Raw genomic sequence first — 19,218 nt, 5'->3', positions numbered from 1 at the left:
CGCGCCCTCCCCGACCCGAGCGGCCGGCCGCGCCGCTCGACGCCCGGAAGGCGTGCCCGCGGCACGCACCGACCCGCCGGGCGGCGACCCGGCCCACGGGAGCCTGGGCACGTGCCGCCGGGCCAGGGCGACGACCCACCAGACACCCCCGGCCCGAAACGGCCACGCCGCTCCCCCGCACCCCAGTTCACCCGAACCGGTCACCCCCGCCAGGCACTCATGCCCCCGGAACGACTCCCCCGGCCGCACACCGACCCGCCGGGCAGCGGCACGCGAGGACCGCGAGAGGGTTCGACCGGGGCGGTCAGTCCGCCAGGCGTGCCGCGTCGCGGGCCAGGGCGGTGAGCCGGGAGATCGCCCGGAAGTACTTCTTGCGGTAGCCGCCCGCGAGCATCTCCTCGCTGAAGATGCGGTCGAAGGGCTGGCCGGAGGCCATGACGGGGACCTCGCGGTCGTAGAGCCGGTCGGCCAGGACGACCAGGCGCAGCGCGGTGGCCTGGTCCTGGACAGGTTCCACGCCGCGCAGGAAGACCGCCTCGACGCCGTCGCAGAGGGCGCCGTAGCGGCTGGGGTGGACCCGGGCGAGATGTGCCAGCAGGGTGGCGAAGTCGTCGAGGGAGGCACCGGCGGTGCGGCCGGCGGCGGCGGTGACCTCGTCGTCCGAGAACGGTGCCGGCGCCTCGGGCAGACCGCGGTGACGGTAGTCCTGGCCGTCGATGCGCAGGGACAGGAAACGGGCGGACAGGCCCTGGATCTCGCGCAGGAAGTCCGCGGCGGCGAAGCGGCCCTCGCCGAGCTTGCCGGGCAGGGTGTTGGAGGTGGCGGCGAGCCGCACGCCCGCGTCGGCGAGCTTACCGAGCAGCGTCGAGACCAGCACGGTGTCACCGGGGTCGTCGAGTTCGAACTCGTCGATGCAGACCAGCCGGTGCCCGCTCAGCGCCTGGACGGCCTGCTGGAAACCGAGGGCGCCGACGAGGTTGGTCAGCTCCACGAAGGTCCCGAAGGCCTTCTGCTCGCGCGGCGCGTCGGTGGCGTGCCAGAGCGAGGCCAGCAGGTGGGTCTTGCCCACGCCGTAGCCGCCGTCGAGATAGACCCCGCCGGGGCCGGCGGGCGCCGCGGGGCCCGCCGCGCGGCGGAACCAGCGCCTGGGCCCGGGGGCGGCGGGAGCGCCGCTCGCCGCGGCGAAGGCGGCGAGCGTGCGCACGGCCTCGGCCTGGCTGGGCTGCCCCGGGTCCGGGATGTAGTTCTCGAACCGTACGGAGTCGAACCTCGGGGGCGGGACCATCTCCGCCACCAGCCGGTCGGCCGGCACCTGCGGCTCGCGGCCGCTCAGCGACACGGGGGGTTCACCACCGGGTATCGGGGTGGATTCGGGCGCTGCGGCGTAGGACGAGGACACAGCTCTCCAGGGTAGTGCCTCGCGGCGGTTCCCCCGGCCCCGAGTGGCCCACCCCACGCCTCCGGGGGCACGTGGAAGACTGCTGCCATGCGCCGCCTGTTCCCCCCGCCCGAGACCCTCAGGACCACCCCGGCCCCGAACGGCCCCGCCGCGTCGCCGGAGGCGGACCTGGACACACCCGAGTCGCTGGCCGACGCGTACGCGTACCCGGCCGGGGCAGACGGGCTTCCGTGGCTGAGGGCGAACATGGTGGCGTCGCTGGACGGCGCGGCACGGTACGACGGGCGCTCGCAGCCGCTGTCGTCGGAGGCCGACATGCGGGTCTTCGGGGTGCTGCGGGCGCTGGCCGACGTGGTCGTCGTCGGGGCGGAAACGGTTCGCCAGGAGGGCTACCGCCCCGCCCGGGCCCGCGAGGCGTTCGCGGCCCGCCGGGCAGCCGCCGGGCAGCCGCCGGCCGCGGTGATCGCCGTGGTGAGCGCCCGGCTGGACCTGGACTTCTCGTTGCCGCTGTTCACCTCGCCACTGGTGCCGACCCTGGTGCTGACCGGTGCCGCCGCCCCCGCGGACCGGGTGGCGGAGGCGGAGAAGGCCGGTGCGCGGGTGGTCGTCGCGGGCGACGGTGCCGGTGTGGAGCCGGCCCGTGCCAAGCGGGAGCTCGCCGCGCTCGGACTGCGGCGGATGCTCACCGAGGGCGGCCCGCGACTGCTGGCGCAGTTCGCGGCGGCCGGCGTGATCGACGAGCTCTGCCTGACCATCGCCCCCCTGCTGACCGCCGGGGACGCCATGCGGATCATGAACGGCCCCGGCGTCGCGGAACCCGTCCGTCTCTCCCCCGTGTCGATTCTCGAGGAGGACGGGTTCCTGTTCACGCGCTACACGCGCGGATGACGGATCGGCGGCGGGCCGGACACCCGGCAAACGCCGCCCGCCGATCCGCCGCCATGCACAATCCGCTTGCTGCCATGCGGGAAGACTTCCACCGCGTGCTCCACAGCCGGACGGGGCAGGATGGTTCCCGTCACCGGCCCGTGGGGCCGCGAGAAAGAAGGACACGTCCGTGTTCACGACCGTACTCATGATCGAGCAGCCGCTCGTCCCCGCCGACGTGGAGCTGGTCACCACGCTCCACGGCGACGAGCCCGTCTCCTTCGTCGTGCTGATGCAACCCCGCGGGGACCAGGACCGGCTGCTGCGGTCCATCGACGACGTCGCCCTGGGCGAACTCGACAAGGCCGTCCACGAGCACGACCGGCCCGAGGGCGAGAACGCCCTGCTGCCCGCCGAACGAGCGCTGAGTCACAGCCTCAAAGCGCTGCGGGACCACGGCAAGGAGGCGGTCGGGGAGGTCGTCGAGCGTCACCCGATCGAGCTGCTGAAGTCCGTCGTCGAGCAGACCCACGCCGACGAGGTGATCGTCCTGACCGCACCGCACCTGGTCGAGGAGTTCTTCCACCGCGACTGGACCTCGCGCGCCCGCCACAAGGTCGGCGTGCCGGTCCTGAAGCTGTTCGCCCACAACGCCGAGGACTGAGCGGCGGGGGCGGGGGACGGGCGTCCCCCGCCCCGCGCGGATGAAAGAATCGGAGGTGGCCCGACCACCACGGCACACGCCCGAGCACGCAGGGAGCAGCGCGCATGAGCCCCACTCTTCCCCCCGCCATGGACCGACCGCACTTCATCGGGATCGGCGGCGCCGGGATGTCGGGCATCGCGAAGATCCTCGCCCAGCGCGGTGCGAGCGTCGCGGGCAGCGACGCCAGGGACTCGGAGACCGCGCAGGCGCTGCGGGCGCTCGGCGCGACCGTGCACATCGGGCACGCCGCGGAGCACCTGGCGCCGGACGCGACCTGCGTGGTCGTCTCCAGCGCGATCCGGGACGACAACCCCGAGCTGGCCGCCGCTCGCGGGCGCGGCGTCCCGGTGGTGCACCGCTCCGACGCGCTTGCCGCGCTCATGGTGGGCCTGCGGCCGATCGCGGTGGCCGGCACGCACGGCAAGACCACGACCACCTCCATGCTCGCGGTGAGCCTGTCGGCACTGGGCCTGGACCCCTCGTACGCCATCGGCGGCGACCTGGACGCCCCGGGCTCCAACGCGCACCACGGCACGGGCGAGATCTTCGTGGCCGAGGCGGACGAGAGCGACCGCAGCTTCCAGAAGTACGACCCCGAGGTGGCGATCGTGCTCAATGTGGAGCTGGACCACCACGCGAACTACGCGTCGATGGACGAGATCTACGAGTCCTTCGAGACCTTCGTCGGCAAGATCGTCCCCGGCGGCACCCTGGTCGTCGGCGAGCACGCCGGGGCACGCGAGCTCGCCGCCCGCGTCGCCGGCCGCGAGGGCCTGACCGTGGTCAAGGTCGGCGAGGACGCCGGCGCGGACCTGAGGATCGCACGGATCACCCCGCAGGGCATGGCCGGCGAGGTCACCGTGTGCCTGGGCGGCCGGGAGCACACCTTCACCGTCTCCGTCCCGGGCCGCCACTACGCGCACAACGCGGTCGCCGCGCTGGCCGCCGGCATGGCGCTGGGCGTCCCGGCGGAGGACCTGGCCAAGGCGCTCGGCACGTACACCGGCGTCAAGCGCCGTCTGCAGCTGAAGGGCACCGCGGGCGGCGTCCAGGTGATCGACTCCTACGCGCACCACCCCACCGAGATGACCGCCGACCTGGAGGCGCTGCGCGAGGCCGCGGGCGACCGGCGCATCCTGGTGGTGTTCCAGCCGCACCTGTTCAGCCGCACCCAGGAGCTCGGCCGCGAGATGGGCCAGGCCCTGGGGCTGGCCGACGCCTCCGTGGTGCTGGACATCTACCCGGCCCGCGAGGACCCGGTCCCCGGCGTCACCAGCGCGCTGATCATCGACGCGGCGGCCGCCCACGGCGCCGACGTCACCGCCGCGCACGACAAGGACGCCGTGCCCGCGCTGATCGCCGGAATGACGGGACCCGGTGACCTTGTTCTCACCATGGGCGCCGGAGACGTCACGGACCTCGGTCCGCGGATCCTGGCCCGACTGGAGAGCTGAGCACGAGGGACACGAGGGAGAGGACACCATGGCGTACGAAGTCGACAAGTCCGAGGAGCAGTGGCGCGAGGAGCTGACGCCGCGGGAGTACGCCGTCCTCCGCAAGGCCGGGACGGAGCCGGCGTTCACCGGTGAGTACACCGACACCAAGACCAACGGCGTCTACTCCTGTCGCGCCTGCGGCGCGGAGCTGTTCACCTCCGACACCAAGTTCGAGTCCCACTGCGGCTGGCCGTCCTTCTACGACCCGCGGGACAGCAAGGCCGTGGAGCTGATCGAGGACCGCTCGATGGGCATGGTCCGCACCGAGGTGCGCTGCGCCCGCTGCGGCTCCCACCTGGGCCATGTCTTCGAGGGCGAGGGCTACCCGACCCCCACCGACCAGCGCTACTGCATCAACTCGATCTCGCTGCGGCTGGAGCCCGCGGAGGGCTGACCCCGACCGGCGTCCTGACCGCCTCCCCGTGCGGCGCGTCCTCACGGACCGCCGCCGGGTGGGTAGCGTGCCGGCCCCCGGCAAACCCGACGCGGGGAAAACAGCTGGTGCGGTCGTGGGCGGCGGCCCCACCATGAGCGGATGCCGACCTTTCTGCTGCCGTTCCTCGGGGCGTGCCTGCTGATCGCCGCCGCCCCGGGGCCGAGCACCGTACTGATCATCCGCCACTCGCTGCGGAGCCGCCGCGCGGGTTTCCTGACCGTGCTCGGCAACGAGACGGGCGTCTTCCTGTGGGGCCTGTCGGCGGCCCTCGGTCTCACCGCGCTGCTCGCGGCCTCGCAGGCCGCGTACGGCGCCGTACGGATCGTGGGCGCGGCGGTCCTGCTCTGGTTCGGCGTCCAGGCGCTGCGGTCGGCCCGCCGCGGCCGCGGGGGCGACGCGGAGGAGCCGGAGCCGCGGGCCGTTCTCGTGACGCCCGGGGCGGCCTACCGGGCCGGGCTCGGCATGAACCTGGCCAACCCCAAGGCGGCCGTCTTCGCGATGTCGTTCCTCCCCCAGTTCGTTCCCGCGGAGGCGCCCCAACTGCCCACGATGGTGGGGCTGGCGGCCCTGTGGGCGGTCTTCGAGGTCGGCTGGTACGGCTCGTACGTCTGGTTCGTCGACCGGCTGAGGTCCGTCCTCGGCCGCGCCGCCGTCCGGCGCAGGCTCGAACTCGTCTCGGGCGGGGTGCTGGTGGCGCTGGGCGTGCGCATGGCGCTGGAGAACTGACGGATCGTCACCCGCGACGGGAGCTCAGCAGCCCCGCGACCGCCACGGCACCCGCCGCCAGGACCACGGCGGCCAGGAGTGACGGCAGCGGGTAGGGGACGCTGCCGGTGTGCGAGGCCGTGACCAGGTCGCGCACGGCGGCATTGGCGGGCGAACCACCCGCGACGAGCACCGCGACCGCGGCGCCCGTGGTGACCGGCACCGCCCAGCCGGGACGCACCAGGACCGGCGGATTGGTGAGCGCCCCCACCGCCGTGCCCAGGAGCGCCGACACCAGGACCGTCAGCACCCCCGACACGGCGGCCGGCCCCAGCGGCACGGCCTTGAGGTGGTCGGTGGTGTGCGGATCGGCAACCCACAGGACCACACCGGTGCCCACGACGCCCGTCAGCGCCGAGCACCCCAGCGCGGCCAGCACCGCCGCCGTGTGTGCCCGCGCCGGTCCCGCGGCCGCGGCCACCACCGCGCGGGCGGCGGGGGGCTCGCCGGTGACGCAGACCCGGACCAGCCACGCGGCGGCCGGCAGCAGCGCGGCCGCGTTCCAGCCGAGGGAGTCCAGCAGCGGCTGCGGCCCCGCGGTGAGGCCGATCGCCAGGAGCGCGGCGTACAGCAGCAGCGGCGCCGGCCAGCGGTACGAACGCAGCAGCAGGGCGGTCTGGTAGCGCAGCAGCGCGGTCATGCGTCCTCCGTCGGCCCGGCCGCCGGGCGCACCGCCCGGATGTGCCAGGGCGGGTTCGCGTCGAGCAACCGCCGCAGGACGGCGTCGGATTCGCGGGCGGGGACGGTCAGCCGGAGCGTGCCGGGCGCGGACGTGCCGTCACCGAGGCCCGCGGGCGGCTCTCCGCGCCCTTCGGCCTCGACGACCACCAGCGGCCCGGCGTCCCCGTCGCGCGACACGGGCACGGGCACGGGCACGGGGACGGGCACCAGCCGGGCGTCCGCCACGCGGTGCGCTGCCGTGGTGTCCCCGGCCAGCCGCCGGACGTCGTGGTCGACGAAGACCGCGGTGCCGCCCGCGGCGACGGTGGCGCGCACGGCGTCGTCCAGCACGGCGCGCGCCTGCGGGTCCAGGCCCGTCCACGCCTCGTCCAGGAGGAGCAGTTCCGGCTCGGCGAGCAGCGCCTGGACGACGGCGACTTTCTGGCACGTGCCCTTCGACAGCTCCCGCAGCGGCGTGCGGGCGTACCGGGCGATGCCGAAGCGCTCCAGCCACTGCCCGGCACGGTCGGCCGCGGTACGGCTGCCGAGGCCGTGCACCCGCCCGAGGTGGACGAGATAGCCCAGCGCGTCGAAGGGCAGCGCGGGCGGGAAGCGCTCGGGCACGTACGCGGTGCGCGGGCGCCCGGTGACGCGCCCGGCGGTGGGGCGGTCGATGCCGGCCAGGACGCGCAGGAAGGTCGACTTGCCGCTGCCGTTGGCGCCCTCGACGCGCAGCAGCTGGTGCCCGGGCAGCTCCAGCCCCACGTCCCGCAGCACCCACGGCCCGCGCGCCCCATAGCGCCGGCCGACCGCCTCCAGCCGCACGTCAGTGGGCGCTGGGCTGGTGCGGCTGCGACTCGCTGGGCCGCACGATCACGAAGCCCTCGCCCTGCAGCATCAGCTGGACCGCCTCGCCCGAACCGCCGCGCAGCATCGAGCCGAAGCTCTGCGAGCGGTGCAGCGAGGTCTGCAGCTGCGCGCTCCAGCCGACGACGGCGTCGGTGTCGACGTAGACCGGCGCCTGCGGGGTGACCGGGATCACGATGGGGTTTCCCTCGCACATCACGCCCAGGCGGCCGTGACCGGTGAACACGCTGTTGAACAGGCCGCCGCCGACCATGCCGGCGCCCTTGACGACCTTTATCTCGTAGGCGAGCGTCGCGTCGAAGACCAGCACGTTGCGGCCGTTGATGGTGAGGCTGTCGCCCGGGTCGATGTCGATGACGAAGCAGTTGGCGGCCTCGTGCGCGAACCAGGCCTCGCCCTGGCCGCGCACCGTCATCAGCGGGAGGCCCTCGCCGGTGAGGGCGCGCTTGAGGAACTTTCCGACTCCCTGACCCTTCACCTCGAACTGCAGGTTGCCGCGGAAGGCGATCATCGAGCCCTGCCGCGCGAAGCACTCGCCGTTGACGGCGTACTTGATCGACTTGGCGTTCTGCAGGGTCATGCCGGGCTCGGTGGCCGGCCGCGCCGTGTTCTCGGTCGCGAAGAGGTCGCTGCGCACGGGCACATCCTGGCCCGGAGGGATCGCCCCTGCCAAGCCCGTCCGGGCCGGGTGGCAGACTGTTGCGGTGAGCACCGATCCTCGTGACAGCCGTCCCCAGTTCGTTCTCCCGCTGGTCGTCCGCATCGAGCGGGACGCGCCCCCCGCCCGCACCGACGCCCTGGAGACCGCCGCCCGCGCGGTCCTGGCGCTGCGCTCCGACGAGCGCGCCACGGCGGAGGACGGCGAGTGGGCCGAGGCCGTGCACGGCTGGGAGGACGCCCGCATCCGCAAGGTGGTGCGGCGGGCCCGAGGGGCCGAGTGGCGGCGCGCCGAGGCGCTGCCGGGGATCACGGTGACGGGCACGTCGACCGAGGTGCGGGTCTTCCCGCCCGTGCCGCTGGACGGCTGGCCGAAGGACCTGGCCAGGCTGCAGGTCTCCGGCACCGAGCTGGAGGACCCCGAGTCGCCCGCGGAGGCCGAGCCGGGCACCCCCGTGCTCTGGCTGAATCCCGGGGTGGAGATGTCGGCGGGCAAGGCCATGGCGCAGGCCGGGCACGGCGCGCAACTCGCCTGGCTCGCCCTGTCGCCGGCCGACCGGGAGCTGTGGCGCGAGGCGGGCTTCGCACTTGCCGTGCGCACCGCGCACCCCGAGCGGTGGGAGGCGCTCGCATCGGGCCGTCTGCCCGTCGTGCGGGACGCCGGGTTCACCGAGATCGCGCCGGGCTCGTGCACGGTCGTGGCGGACCACCCGGCGCTGCGGTGACCGCGGCCGCCGCGGCGGCCGAAGCTCAAATCGAGCTCTGAACCGGCGGCGGACACGGTTCGTGCCACTTCTGCGGGGCCACAACCCCGGCAGGAGGAAGGGGGACCGGTGGAGCACTCGATGTTGGGCACGGGGATCGGCTGGCGTCCGGAGATCGCGGACACCGTCGAGGAGCTGGCGGAGGCCGGCCGCGTCGACTGGGTCGAGGCGGTCGCGGAGAACGTGTGTCCGGGCCATGTCCCGGACTCCCTGGTACGGCTGCGCGAGCGCGGCGTCACCGTCGTCCCGCACGGGGTGTCGCTCGGCCTCGGGGGCGCCGAGCGGCCCGACCCGGAACGGCTGGCCGCGCTCGCGCAGCGCGCCCGGGCGCTGGGCGCACCGCTGGTGACCGAGCACATCGCCTTCGTCCGCGGCGGCGGCGAGACGACCGGCTCCGCCCCGCTGGAGGCCGGGCACCTGCTGCCGGTGCCGCGCACCCGCGACGCGCTGGACGTACTCTGCGAGAACGTGCGCATCGCACAGGACGCGCTGCCCGTGCCGCTCGCGCTGGAGAACATCGCCGCGCTGGTCGCCTGGCCGGACGAGGAGATGAGCGAGGGCGCCTTCCTCGCCGAACTCGTGGAGCGCACCGGGGTACGGCTGTTGATCGACGTGGCCAACCTGCACACGAACCACGTCAACCGGGGCGAGGACCCGGTCGCCGCCCTGGGCGCGCTGCCGGCCGGCGCCATCGCCTACGTCCATGTCGCTGGCGGCTACGAGAAGGACGGCGTGTGGCACGACAGCCACGCCCACCCCGTGCCCCCGGCCGTGCTCGACGTGCTGGCGGCGCTGTACGAGCGGGCCTGCCCGCCCGGCGTCCTGCTGGAGCGCGACGACGACTTCCCCGCGGGGGACGAGCTGGCGGCCGAACTGGCCTCCGTCCGCGCGGTGGTGGAGGGCGGGGCACGTCTCCCGGCCGGTGCGCCGCCCGCCCTGCCCGACGCGGTCGCGCCGGCGGCGCGGGCCGCGCGGCAGCGGCTCGCCCTGCGCCAGACGGCACTGCTGTCCGCGCTCGTGGCCGGCACTCCGGTGCCCGAGGGCTTCGACCGGGTCCGGGTCGGCGTGCAGAGCCGGGCCCTCGCGGCCAAGCGGGCCGGCATCGTGGCGAAGGTCGCGCCCGAACTGCCGGAGATCCTCGGCCCGGTCTACCGGCCCGCGTTCCTGCGGTACGCCGCCGCCCGACCGCTCGGCGGGGGCTACCGGCGCGACGCCCTCGACTTCGCCGCCCACCTGCTCGACGGGGCGGGCACACCCGGCACAGCGCGCACAGCCGGCGCTTCCGGCACTGCCGGCACCACCGCGCTGCCCGACGCCGCGGCCCTGCGCCAACTCCACGTCTGGTGGCGGGAACGCTCGGGTCCGGCCCCCCTGAACGGATGGCAACGACGGCTGCTGCGGCACCGGTCCGCGATCTCGCGACAGCCCTCACGCGTATTCATACGTATGCGGGACACGCTCCGTTCAAAGCTGCCATAATCTTTTTCAACAGGCCTCCGACCTGCGACGCAAATACCAGCGGAGGCCGTTCACCGGGAAACGCAACAACGTACCAAGAACTGCGCGGTGATTCCCCGGATTCGCGAATACGTGATGTTAACTCGCCCGGACCGCGTCAAACGCACTAACGTGCGGTCCCATGCGATCCACCCGTTACGCCACCGGACTGAGCCTTGTGGTCGGGGCTTTCGTGGTCACCCTGGCCGCGCTGGCCTACCCGGTCATGTCAGGGCTGAACAGCCCCGCCGTCACCGCGGCCGCCGCCCAGACGGTCGCCACGCAGTACGGTCCGCTCACCCAGCTGGACCGCACCTTCGTCACCAAGGTGCGACTGGCCGGCCTGTGGGAGTTCCCCGCCGGACAGATGGCCCTGCAGAAGGGGACGACCCCCGCCGTCAAACGTGCGGGACAACACCTCATCGACGGGCACACGGGCCTGGACGAGACGTGTCGCACGATCGCCCCCCTATTGGGCATCACCCTGCCCAATCAGCCCACTCAGCAGCAAATGGGCTTTCTGGCCACCTTTTCCGCGGCCAATGGCAAGGACTTCGACCAGAAGTTCGCGAACATCGTGCGGCTCGCCCACGGCCAGGTCTTCTCGGTGATCGCCCAAGTGCGTGCCACCACCCGCAACTCACTGGTCCGCCAGCTCGCGGACCAGGCGAACGCGACGGTGCTCGACCACATCACCGTCCTGGAGAAGACCGGGCTGGTGAACTTCGACCAGATCGCCGTCGACACGACCGCGAGCCCGACCAACCCCGCGGCCGCGATACCGGTCTCCCCGGCCCCCGGAGAACCGACCTTCGTCGTCACGCCGTCCCCCACGTACTCCCTCCCTCCCGCGGCGTCCTCACCCCAGCCGTCGCAGTAGAAATGAGCTATCCATGCCCACACGACAACAGATGAACCACCGGCGCAGGTTGAGCACCAAGCAACTCGTGCTGATAGCCGTGCTGGCACTGCTCGGCTCCGGCGGCACCTTCGCCCTGGTCACCGGCTCGGCTTCGGCCCACTGGCGGCCCTCCTCCGGCCACTCCGACGGGTGGCAGAAGCCCAACCCGTGGAACAGCACCAAGGCCGACACCGGGAACAACAACGGAGGGAACCAGAACAACGGCGGCCAGAACGGCGGGACCGCCGCGCCGTCGGCCTCCGCCTCCGCCTCGGCGTCCGCGTCCGCCCCCGCCGGCGGTACGCAGACCAACGGGCCGGTCGCGGCGGACTTCGCGGACATCCGCTCGGTCCAGCCCAACGTGCAGCGGGCGGCCAACCAGCGGGGCGCCTCGCGCGGCGCCTTCACCGCGCGCTGCGGACGCAACGAGAACAAGCACAACAACCCCGACAACTTCATCGTGGCCCCGGGTGTCTCCAACGGCGCGCACCACGTGCACGACTACGTGGGCAACCTGAGCACCGACGGCTTCTCGACCAACGAGACGCTGGCGGCGGCCGGCACCACCTGCGCCCGCGGCGACAAGTCGGCCTACTTCTGGCCGGTGCTGCGCACCCGCAGCGCCAACGACGCGCCCGACGCCGACGGCAACACCGGCACCATCCTCCAGGCCCGGTCGGTCAGCCTGACCTTCAAGGGCAACCCGACCGCCAAGGTGGTCGGCATGCCCTCCACCCTGAAGATCATCACCGGTGACGCCAAGTCCTTCACCAACGGCGTCGCCAACGCCAAGGCGTCGTGGAGCTGCACGGGCTTCGAGAACCGCCAGCTCACCGACAAGTACCCGCTGTGCCCGCGGGGCAGCCAGGTGGTCCGCACCCTCAACTTCCCCAGCTGCTGGGACGGCGTGAACACCGACAGCGCCAACCACCGCACCCACATCGTCTTCCCGGACGGCGCCGGCCAGTGCCCGTCCGGCACCAAGGCGGTCCCCCAGCTCCAGATGCGCCTGACCTATCAGGTGCCGCAGGGTCCGAACTACGCGGTCGACAGCTTCCCGGAGCAGCAGCACAAGCCGGTGACCGACCACGCGGACTTCGCCAACTTCATGCCGGCGAACCTGATGAACCAGGTCGTCAGCTGCATCAACCGCAACCGCACCTGCGGCTGACGCCCCGGGGCCGCCCGCCCGTTCCGGGAAACCCCGGGCGAACCCCACGGGGGTTGGGCTAGAACTCCCCCATGTGGATGCTGTTCCTCTGCGTGGCCTGGGCCGCGGCGATCGTCTCCTGCGCACACCTGTGCAGGGCGGCGGTCGCCGCGGCCCAACCGCCGTCCCGGGCCCCCAGCGAGGGAGAGCGCCGGCTCGGGCTGTACGAGATGGCCTACCTGTCCGGCGGGCCGCGCAGGGTAACGGACCTGGCGATGGTCACGATGGGCCGCCAGCGGCGTCTGCACCTGGCGGGGACCGGCTGGGCGACCGTCGTCGACCCCGAGGGGCGCAACGCCATCGAGCGCGCCCTGATCGCCGCGATCGGTCCCGAGGGCCAGCGGGAGATCCCCGCGACCCGCGTCGCGCACGCCGGCTCCGACGTCGTCGAAGCCCTGGCCGACCGCCTCACCGCGGCCGGTCTGGCGGTTCCCGCCGCGGCCCGCGAGTCCGTCGCCGCGGGCATGCGCGAGGTCCGCGCCGCCCTCGTGGTCATCGTCGTCGCGCTGGCCGCCGCGACCGCGGGCAACCCGGGCGGCGGCGCCCCGATCGCGCCCTGGTTCGCGCTTCCGCTGCTGCTGACCGCCGGCTGCCTCGGCATCGCCCACGTCGAGGTCCACCCCTACAGCCGCTGGGCCTCCCCCACCGGCCAGGACCTGCTGCGCGCCGTCCCCGTCCCGCGCGCCCCCGCCCCCGACGACCCCCATCTGCTCACCGCCCTCGCGGTCCGCGGCCCGTCCGCGCTGCCCGACCCCGAGCTCCGGGCGGCGCTGGCCTGAGGACGCCGAAGGGGCGGCCGGTTCCCCGGCCGCCCCTTCACACGTACGGCGGCGCCGTCAGGCCAGGCCCGCCACCAGTTCCGCCACCGACCGGCGGCGGCCGGTGTAGAACGGAACCTCCTCACGGACGTGCATCCGCGCTTCGGAGGCCCGCAGGTGGCGCATCAGGTCCACGATCCGGTGCAGTTCGTCCGCCTCGAAGGCCAGGATCCACTCGTAGTCGCCCAGCGAGAACGACGCCACCGTGTTCGCCCGCACGTCCGGGTAGCCCCGCGCCATCTTGCCGTGGTCGGCGAGCATGCGGCGGCGGTCCTCGTCGGGCAGCAGGTACCAGTCGTAGGAGCGGACGAAGGGGTAGACGGAGACGTAGTCACGGGCCGTCTCGTCGGCCAGGAAGGCCGGGATGTGGCTCTTGTTGAACTCCGCGGGGCGGTGCAGGGCCATGTTGGACCAGACCGGGTCCAGACCGCGGCCGAGGCGGGTGCGGCGGAAGCGGTTGTAGGCGTCCTGGAGGGCGTCCGCGGTCTCCGCGTGCCACCAGATCATGACGTCCGCGTCGGCGCGCAGACCGGAGACGTCATAGGTCCCCCGGACCGTCACGTCCTTGGCGGCGAGCTGTTCGAAGAGCTCCTCGACCTCCTCCGCCCAGCCGGCGCGGTCCTCGGGCAGGACGTCGCGGAGCCGGAACACCGACCAGAGGGTGTAGCGGATGACCTCGTTGAGGTCCTTGGCCTTCTTGCCCGCGTTGGGGGCCTTGGCCGGTGCGTCGGAAGCAGTCGAGTCGGTCATGGGGCTATTGTCCCGCGCCCGGTTCCGCGGACGGCCGCAGGGTGCCCAGCACCTGGTCCGCGGCGCCGCGCGCGCTCGCCACGCAGGCGGGGACGCCCACGCCCTCGTACACCGCCCCGCAGACCGCGAGGCCGGGCAGCTTGGCGACCTGCTCGCGCACGCGGGCGACGCGGGCGAGGTGGCCGACCGGGTACTGCGGGAGGCCGCCGTCCCACCGGGTGACCCGGGCCGCCACCGGCGCGGCGGTGAGCCCGACGGCCTCGCCGAGGTCCTCCCGGGAGAGCCGCACGAGGTCGGTGTCGTCCCAGGCGAGATCGGCCTCCTGGCCGTACCGCCCGACCGAGGTGCGCAGCACGTAGACGTCGGAGTCGGCGGTCCCGCTCCAGTGCCACTTCTGGCTGGAGAAGGTGGACGCCTTGATGGTGCGCCCGTCGACCGGCGGGACGAGGAAACCGCTGCCGGGCAGGGCGTGCGTGATCTCGCGGCGCCGGAAGGCCATCGTCACCAGGGCCACGCTCGCGTACTCCACCGCCGCGAGATCGGCCGCGGCACCCGGGGACTCCGAGCCGAGCAGCTTGGCCGCGGCGGGCGCCGGCACGGCCAGCACGACCGCGTCGGCCTCCAGCACCTCGCGGACGCCCTCGTGGTCCCAGGTGACCTGCCAGCCCTCCGGGGTGCGCCGCAACTGCCGTACGGGCGCGTCGGTCACGATGCGGGCGCCGGCGGCGCGGCACGCCTCGGCGACCGCGACGGGCAGCCGTCCGACACCGCCGCGGATGCCGGCGAAGACCGGCGCCGGCTCCTTTTTCGCGGAGGCGGCCGCGGAGGCCGCCGCGGCCGCACGGCGCTGGGTCTCGCGGACCGCCTCGATGAGGGAACGGCCGGAGCGGGCGCTCTCGTACAGCTGCGGGATGGCGGCGCGCAGCGAGATCTCGTAGGCGTTGCCCGCGTACACCCCGCCCAGCAGCGGGTCGACGAGCCGGTCGACGACCTCGTGGCCGAGCCGCGCCGCGACGTAGTTGCCGACGGCGACGTCGTCGCCCACCTTCGTGCGGGGCAGCACGTGGTCCAGCGGCAGCCGCGCCAGACCGGCCGCGGAGAGCACGCCGGAGGCGGCGAGCGAGCCGATGTCGCCGGGGACGCCCATCACCCCGCCCTTGGGCATGGGCCGCATCCTGCCGCGCGTCCAGAGCCCGGCGGTGGTCGTCGCGGGCGGCTCCAGGTCGTCGCCGAGGCCGACGGCACGGGCCAGGTCCACCGCCTCGGGGCGGCGGGCCAGCAGCGACTCCGCCCCGAGGTCGACGGGGACGCCGGCGATCTCGTCCGCGTACAGCTTGCCGCCCAGCCGGCCGGAGGACTCCAGCACCGTGACGCGTGCCGCACCGCCCTCCAGCAGGAAGTGCGCCGCGGAGAGTCCGGAGACCCCGCCGCCGACGACCACCACGTGTCCGGCCCGGGGCTGCGTTTCGCTCATGCCTCCACTGTCTCAGACGCCGGAACGAGCCCTAACCGTGACCTCTTCGGGATCACGGATCCGAAACCCCCCTCGGGTCGGCGGCGTCGAACCTGCAACATCGGCACCGGCCCCAGGGGGGACCCCATGAACGCACCAACGACCACTGCCCGCAGAGCACTTGCCGCGCTCGCGCTGGCGGGCGTGCTGGCGCTCACCGGATGCGGCGCGTCGGCCGACGGCGGCAGCCTCCAGAGCAGCGCGGACGACAAGGCCGCCGCGGCGCCGGAGAAGGCGGCACCGGCGGACGGCATGGCCCAGGCGCCCTCCGGCGCCACCGGTTCGTCGGGGGCGAAGGGCACCCGGACCCCCGTCCTGGACCGCAGCCTCATCGTCCGTACCGCGACGCTCACCGTCGAGGCCAAGGACGTCCCCGACGCACTCGCCGAGTCCCGCACCCTGGTCGAGGCCGCGGGCGGCTACATCGGCGACGAGAGCACGTCCCTGGACGACGAGGGCCGCGAGCACTCCCGCGTCACCCTGCGGGTGCCCCCGGCGGACTACGAGCGGGTGCTCGGGGACCTGGCCGGCCTCGGCAAGCTGCTGCAGCGCAAGGTCACCGCGGAGGACGTGACGAGCCAGGTGGTCGACGTCGAGAGCCGCATCAAGTCGCAGCGGGCGAGTGTCACGCGGGTGCGGGAACTGATGGACCGGGCGACCCGGCTGAGCGACGTCGTCACGCTGGAGGGCGAACTCAGCACCCGCCAGGCCGATCTGGAGGCACTGGAGGCGCAGCAGGCCTCGCTCAAGGAGCGGACCGGCATGGCGACGGTGACCCTCGTCCTCACCGAGCCGGAGAAGGCCGCGGTGCCGGAGAAGGCCGACGGGTTCTGGGCCTCCGTGGGCGACGCGCTCGGCGCGGGCTGGCACGCGTTCTACGTGACCCTGCGCGCCCTGCTGATCGCCCTCGCCGCCGTGCTGCCGTTCGCCGTTCTCGCCCTGCTGGGCGTGTTCGCCGTCCGCATGCTGCGCCGCCGCCGCGGCGGCCCCGTCGCGCCCGCGCCGGTCACCGCGCCGGTCGCCGCGCCCGTGGAGCCGCGCCCCTGAGGCGACGCGCGCACGGTCCGTGCGGCACGGCTCCCGCCCGCCGCACGGACCGCGCGCGGAGCCTCAGCGCGCCGTCTGCTGGTGGACGAACTCCACGAGCCGGGTGAGCGCGTCCGGGTCGGTCGACGGCAGGACGCCGTGCCCGAGGTTGAAGATGTGCCCGGGCGCGGACTGCGCGGAGTACAGCACCTCGCGCGCCTTCTTCTCCACGGCCGCGGTCGGGGCGAAGAGCACGGCCGGGTCCAGGTTCCCCTGCAGCGCCTTGTCGGGGCCGACGCGGCGCGCCGCCTCCTCCAGGGGCACCCGCCAGTCGACCCCGACGACGTCCGCGCCGGCCTCGCCCATCAGCCCGAGCAGCTCGCCGGTGCCCACGCCGAAGTGGATGCGGGGCACGCCGTACCCGGCCACGGCGTCGAAGACCTTCACCGAGGCCGGCATGACGTAGCGCCGGTAGTCCTCCGGGGCCAGCGCGCCGACCCAGGAGTCGAAGAGCTGCACGGCGCTCGCGCCGGCCTCGATCTGCACCTTGAGGAAGGCCGCGGTGATGTCCGCGAGCCGGTCCAGCAGCCGGGCCCACAGCTCGGGCTCGCCGTACATCAGCGCCTTGGTGCGCTCGTGGTTGCGCGAGGGGCCGCCCTCGACCAGGTAACTGGCCAGCGTGAAGGGCGCGCCGGCGAAGCCGATCAGCGGCGTGGCGCCCAGTTCGTCGGTGAGCATGCCGATCGCCTCGGTGACGTACTTGACGTCGTCGGGCTCCAGCGGACGCAGCCGGTCGAGATCGGCGGCGGTGCGGATGGGCTCGGCGAAGACGGGGCCGACCCCGGGCTTGATGTCGAGGTCGAGCCCGATCGCCTTCAGGGGCACCACGATGTCGCTGTAGTAGATGGCCGCGTCGACCTTGTGGCGGCGCACCGGCTGCAGCGTGATCTCGGTGACGAGGTCGGGCCGCATGCACGACTCGAGCATCGGGATGCCCTCGCGCAGCTTGAGGTACTCCGGCAGGGAGCGGCCTGCCTGGCGCATGAACCACACGGGGGTGTGCGGCACGTGACGACGCCGGCACGCCAGGATGAAGGGGGAAGCAGCGGTCTGCTGGTGCGCACTCACCCCCAAATCTTCGCATGCGCCAAGTGGGCGACCCGCCCAACCGGGTGTCGTCCCTCACTGAAGCCGCCCTTCGGCCTACGCTTCCGGGCATGGCAGCGGCTCATGGGCACCTCTCGGACGGGAACGACGCCCCTCTCCCGTTCCAGCACGCGGTCGACGCGCTGCGGCGCGCTCGCGTCCGGAACGAGGTCGAGCTCGAACCCGTACCGCCGCCCAAGCGCCTGGCCCCCCACGCGTACGCCGTGGAGGCGGCCGTCGTGGTGGACGGCGAGGAACTGGCGGACGGACGACTGGTGCTGCTGTACGACGCGGACGGCCAGGAGGGATGGCAGGGCGCCTTCCGTCTGGTGACGCTCGTCCGGGCCGAGCTGGAACCGGAGATGGCGGGCGATCCGCTGCTGCCCGAGGTCAGCTGGTCGTGGCTGACGGGCGCCCTGGAGACGCACGGCGCGGCCTTCGAGGCCGCGGGCGGCACGGTGTCGCGCAGTTCCTCGCACCACTTCGGCGCGCTCGCCGAGCGCGAGGACTCCACCCGTATCGAGATCCGCGCCTCGTGGACCCCGGTGGCGGCCGCCGGCGGCGTGCCGGACGTCGCCGCGCACCTGGCGGGCTGGTGCGACCTGATGTGCACGAGCGCCGGGCTGCCTCCGGCACCGGCCGACCCGCGCCCGCCGCTGGGCGGGGCGCCGTCCGTCGTACCGCTGCCGAAGCGGCGCGGTCCGCAGCAGACCCGCTGACGCGAGCACATCCCACCCCTGCGCCCGACCTCGCGCTTTACCGCCGTCAACACGGGCTCACACGCGATGAACGCGATCTTCACACCTTCGATCGACAACGATCGACAGGGCGTCCGAATTGCCGGAATTGTTACTAAACAAACCGTGATCTTTCTCTAAAGCCGGGCGAAGTTGCTGCCGAAGGAACCTGTGACCCTTCCAGCCACAGTCCCCCAGGAGGCCCGGTGTCGGTTCTTCTCGAGCACCCCACAAGCCTGGTCGCCTACCGCCCGAACAAGCCGACCGCAATGGTGGTTGTCGCCGACCCCCGCGTTCGCTCCACCGTGACCCGCCACCTGTGGGCGCTCGGGGTGCGCGACGTGATCGAGGCGTCCTCCGTCGCTGAGGCCAGGCCGCGGGTCGGCACCCCCCGAGACATCTGCGTCGCCGACGTCCACCTCCCCGACGGATCCGGGCTGACCCTGCTCGCAGAGACCCGCGCCGCAGGCTGGCCCAACGGCCTGGCCCTCTCGGCCGCCGACGACATCGGCGCCGTGCGCAACGCCCTCGCGGGCGGCGTCAAGGGCTACGTCGTCACCGGTACGCGCACCAATCTCGGCATCCCCGGGCGCCCCGGCGGCGCCCCCATCGGCGCGGCAGGACAGCGCGTCCAGCGCCGGCCCCCCGGTGCCCCCGGCCACGGGGGCGGCTACCGGGAGCTGTCGGGCCGCGAGGTCGAAGTCCTCCGGCTGGTCGCGGAGGGCCAGTCGAACAAGGCGATCGGCGTCTCGATGGGCCTGTCCGCGCTCACCGTCAAGAGCCACCTGGCGCGCATCGCCCGCAAACTCGGCACGGGCGACCGCGCGGGCATGGTCGCGGTAGCGCTGCGTACCGGCATCATCCACTGATCGCAGTCACCGCCCCGGGGGCGCCCCCCCCCCCCCCCCGCCGCCGCGCCGCGCCCCCCCCCCCCCCCCACACCAGAGAAGGGGGCCCCCCCCCCCCGACACCCAACCCACACAACCACCCCCCCCCCCCCCCC

The 19,218-nt window shown here is 73.8% G+C and carries 20 protein-coding genes; 13 read left to right on the top strand and 7 right to left on the bottom strand.

Annotated features, from left to right (window positions below):
- Positions 1-304: 304 nt before the first annotated feature.
- On the bottom strand, positions 305-1,399 hold the full coding sequence (zapE, locus tag ACIP98_RS11300) for a cell division protein ZapE (RefSeq protein ID WP_319659000.1): 1,095 nt from the start codon (positions 1,397-1,399) through the stop codon (positions 305-307).
- An 87-nt stretch (positions 1,400-1,486) separates the two neighbouring features.
- On the opposite strand from zapE, the gene ACIP98_RS11295 reads away from it, so the two are divergent.
- The 5 genes from ACIP98_RS11295 (at position 1,487) to ACIP98_RS11275 (ending at position 5,630) form a co-directional block, all read left to right on the top strand.
- A complete protein-coding gene (locus tag ACIP98_RS11295; RefSeq protein WP_401975122.1) occupies positions 1,487-2,287 on the top strand; it encodes a pyrimidine reductase family protein in 801 nt (266 codons plus the stop codon).
- Between the two features lie 169 nt (positions 2,288-2,456).
- Positions 2,457-2,930: an indole-3-glycerol phosphate synthase gene (locus ACIP98_RS11290; RefSeq protein ID WP_319659002.1), complete on the top strand. Its 474-nt coding sequence runs from the start codon at positions 2,457-2,459 to the stop codon at positions 2,928-2,930.
- A gap of 104 nt (positions 2,931-3,034) precedes the next feature.
- Positions 3,035-4,426 carry a UDP-N-acetylmuramate--L-alanine ligase gene (gene murC, locus ACIP98_RS11285; RefSeq protein WP_319659003.1) on the top strand — a complete coding sequence of 464 codons (1,392 nt, stop codon included), beginning with the start codon at positions 3,035-3,037 and terminating at the stop codon, positions 4,424-4,426.
- Between the two features lie 28 nt (positions 4,427-4,454).
- The gene (msrB, locus tag ACIP98_RS11280; protein ID WP_319659004.1) at positions 4,455-4,862 is read left to right on the top strand and encodes a peptide-methionine (R)-S-oxide reductase MsrB; all 408 of its coding nucleotides are present in this window, start codon (positions 4,455-4,457) and stop codon (positions 4,860-4,862) included.
- Positions 4,863-5,003: 141 nt separating this feature from the next.
- Complete coding sequence (locus tag ACIP98_RS11275; protein ID WP_401975118.1) at positions 5,004-5,630, top strand: LysE family translocator; 627 nt, start codon at positions 5,004-5,006, stop codon at positions 5,628-5,630.
- A gap of 7 nt (positions 5,631-5,637) precedes the next feature.
- Here ACIP98_RS11275 and ACIP98_RS11270 read toward each other — a convergent pair whose 3' ends face one another.
- Genes ACIP98_RS11270 through ACIP98_RS11260 form a run of 3 tightly spaced genes read right to left on the bottom strand, consistent with a single transcriptional unit; the run spans position 5,638 to position 7,833 of the window.
- Positions 5,638-6,309, bottom strand: a complete 672-nt coding sequence (locus tag ACIP98_RS11270) for an ABC transporter (protein WP_319659006.1) — start codon at positions 6,307-6,309, stop codon at positions 5,638-5,640.
- A complete protein-coding gene (locus ACIP98_RS11265; RefSeq protein WP_401975115.1) occupies positions 6,306-7,154 on the bottom strand; it encodes an ATP-binding cassette domain-containing protein in 849 nt (282 codons plus the stop codon). Before ACIP98_RS11265 ends, ACIP98_RS11270 begins: the two co-directional genes overlap by 4 nt.
- Position 7,155: 1 nt before the next feature.
- On the bottom strand, positions 7,156-7,833 hold the full coding sequence (locus tag ACIP98_RS11260) for an AIM24 family protein (protein WP_319659008.1): 678 nt from the start codon (positions 7,831-7,833) through the stop codon (positions 7,156-7,158).
- Here ACIP98_RS11260 and ACIP98_RS11255 point away from each other — a divergent pair.
- The 5 genes from ACIP98_RS11255 (at position 7,775) to ACIP98_RS11235 (ending at position 13,004) form a co-directional block, all read left to right on the top strand.
- Positions 7,775-8,578, top strand: coding sequence for a peptidyl-tRNA hydrolase (locus tag ACIP98_RS11255; RefSeq protein ID WP_401975113.1), 804 nt, complete (start codon positions 7,775-7,777; stop codon positions 8,576-8,578). The two genes, ACIP98_RS11260 and ACIP98_RS11255, sit on opposite strands and share 59 nt — an antisense overlap.
- Positions 8,579-8,698: 120 nt before the next feature.
- Entirely contained in the window at positions 8,699-10,096 is a 1,398-nt protein-coding gene (locus tag ACIP98_RS11250; protein ID WP_319659245.1) for a DUF692 domain-containing protein, read from the top strand.
- Positions 10,097-10,256: 160 nt separating this feature from the next.
- Positions 10,257-10,994: a DUF4142 domain-containing protein gene (locus ACIP98_RS11245; protein WP_319659010.1), complete on the top strand. Its 738-nt coding sequence runs from the start codon at positions 10,257-10,259 to the stop codon at positions 10,992-10,994.
- A gap of 13 nt (positions 10,995-11,007) precedes the next feature.
- A complete protein-coding gene (locus tag ACIP98_RS11240; RefSeq protein ID WP_319659011.1) occupies positions 11,008-12,186 on the top strand; it encodes a DUF1996 domain-containing protein in 1,179 nt (392 codons plus the stop codon).
- 71 nt (positions 12,187-12,257) lie between these two features.
- Positions 12,258-13,004, top strand: a complete 747-nt coding sequence (locus ACIP98_RS11235; RefSeq protein ID WP_319659012.1) for a TIGR04222 domain-containing membrane protein — start codon at positions 12,258-12,260, stop codon at positions 13,002-13,004.
- A gap of 57 nt (positions 13,005-13,061) precedes the next feature.
- On the opposite strand, the gene hemQ is transcribed toward ACIP98_RS11235, so the two are convergent.
- Together hemQ and hemG are read right to left on the bottom strand one after the other, a co-directional pair.
- A complete protein-coding gene (gene hemQ / locus ACIP98_RS11230; protein WP_319659013.1) occupies positions 13,062-13,793 on the bottom strand; it encodes a hydrogen peroxide-dependent heme synthase in 732 nt (243 codons plus the stop codon).
- A 4-nt stretch (positions 13,794-13,797) separates the two neighbouring features.
- Positions 13,798-15,267 carry a protoporphyrinogen oxidase gene (gene hemG, locus ACIP98_RS11225; RefSeq protein WP_319659014.1) on the bottom strand — a complete coding sequence of 490 codons (1,470 nt, stop codon included), beginning with the start codon at positions 15,265-15,267 and terminating at the stop codon, positions 13,798-13,800.
- 126 nt (positions 15,268-15,393) lie between these two features.
- On the opposite strand from hemG, the gene ACIP98_RS11220 reads away from it, so the two are divergent.
- Positions 15,394-16,353: a DUF4349 domain-containing protein gene (locus tag ACIP98_RS11220; RefSeq protein ID WP_319659015.1), complete on the top strand. Its 960-nt coding sequence runs from the start codon at positions 15,394-15,396 to the stop codon at positions 16,351-16,353.
- 63 nt (positions 16,354-16,416) lie between these two features.
- Here the strand turns inward: ACIP98_RS11220 and hemE are convergent, their stop codons facing one another.
- Entirely contained in the window at positions 16,417-17,460 is a 1,044-nt protein-coding gene (gene hemE, locus ACIP98_RS11215) for a uroporphyrinogen decarboxylase (protein ID WP_401975107.1), read from the bottom strand.
- Between the two features lie 89 nt (positions 17,461-17,549).
- Between hemE and ACIP98_RS11210 the strand changes: the two genes are divergently transcribed.
- Positions 17,550-18,197: a DUF3000 domain-containing protein gene (locus tag ACIP98_RS11210; protein WP_319659017.1), complete on the top strand. Its 648-nt coding sequence runs from the start codon at positions 17,550-17,552 to the stop codon at positions 18,195-18,197.
- 224 nt (positions 18,198-18,421) lie between these two features.
- Entirely contained in the window at positions 18,422-19,084 is a 663-nt protein-coding gene (locus ACIP98_RS11205; RefSeq protein WP_319659018.1) for a response regulator transcription factor, read from the top strand.
- The last annotated feature ends 134 nt before the right edge of the window (positions 19,085-19,218 follow it).

Source organism: Streptomyces sp. NPDC088354 (assembly GCF_044753585.1).
Classification (GTDB): domain Bacteria; phylum Actinomycetota; class Actinomycetes; order Streptomycetales; family Streptomycetaceae; genus Actinacidiphila.
Note: the sequence above shows the minus strand (reverse complement) of the source record. Positions and strands in the feature narration are given on the sequence as shown.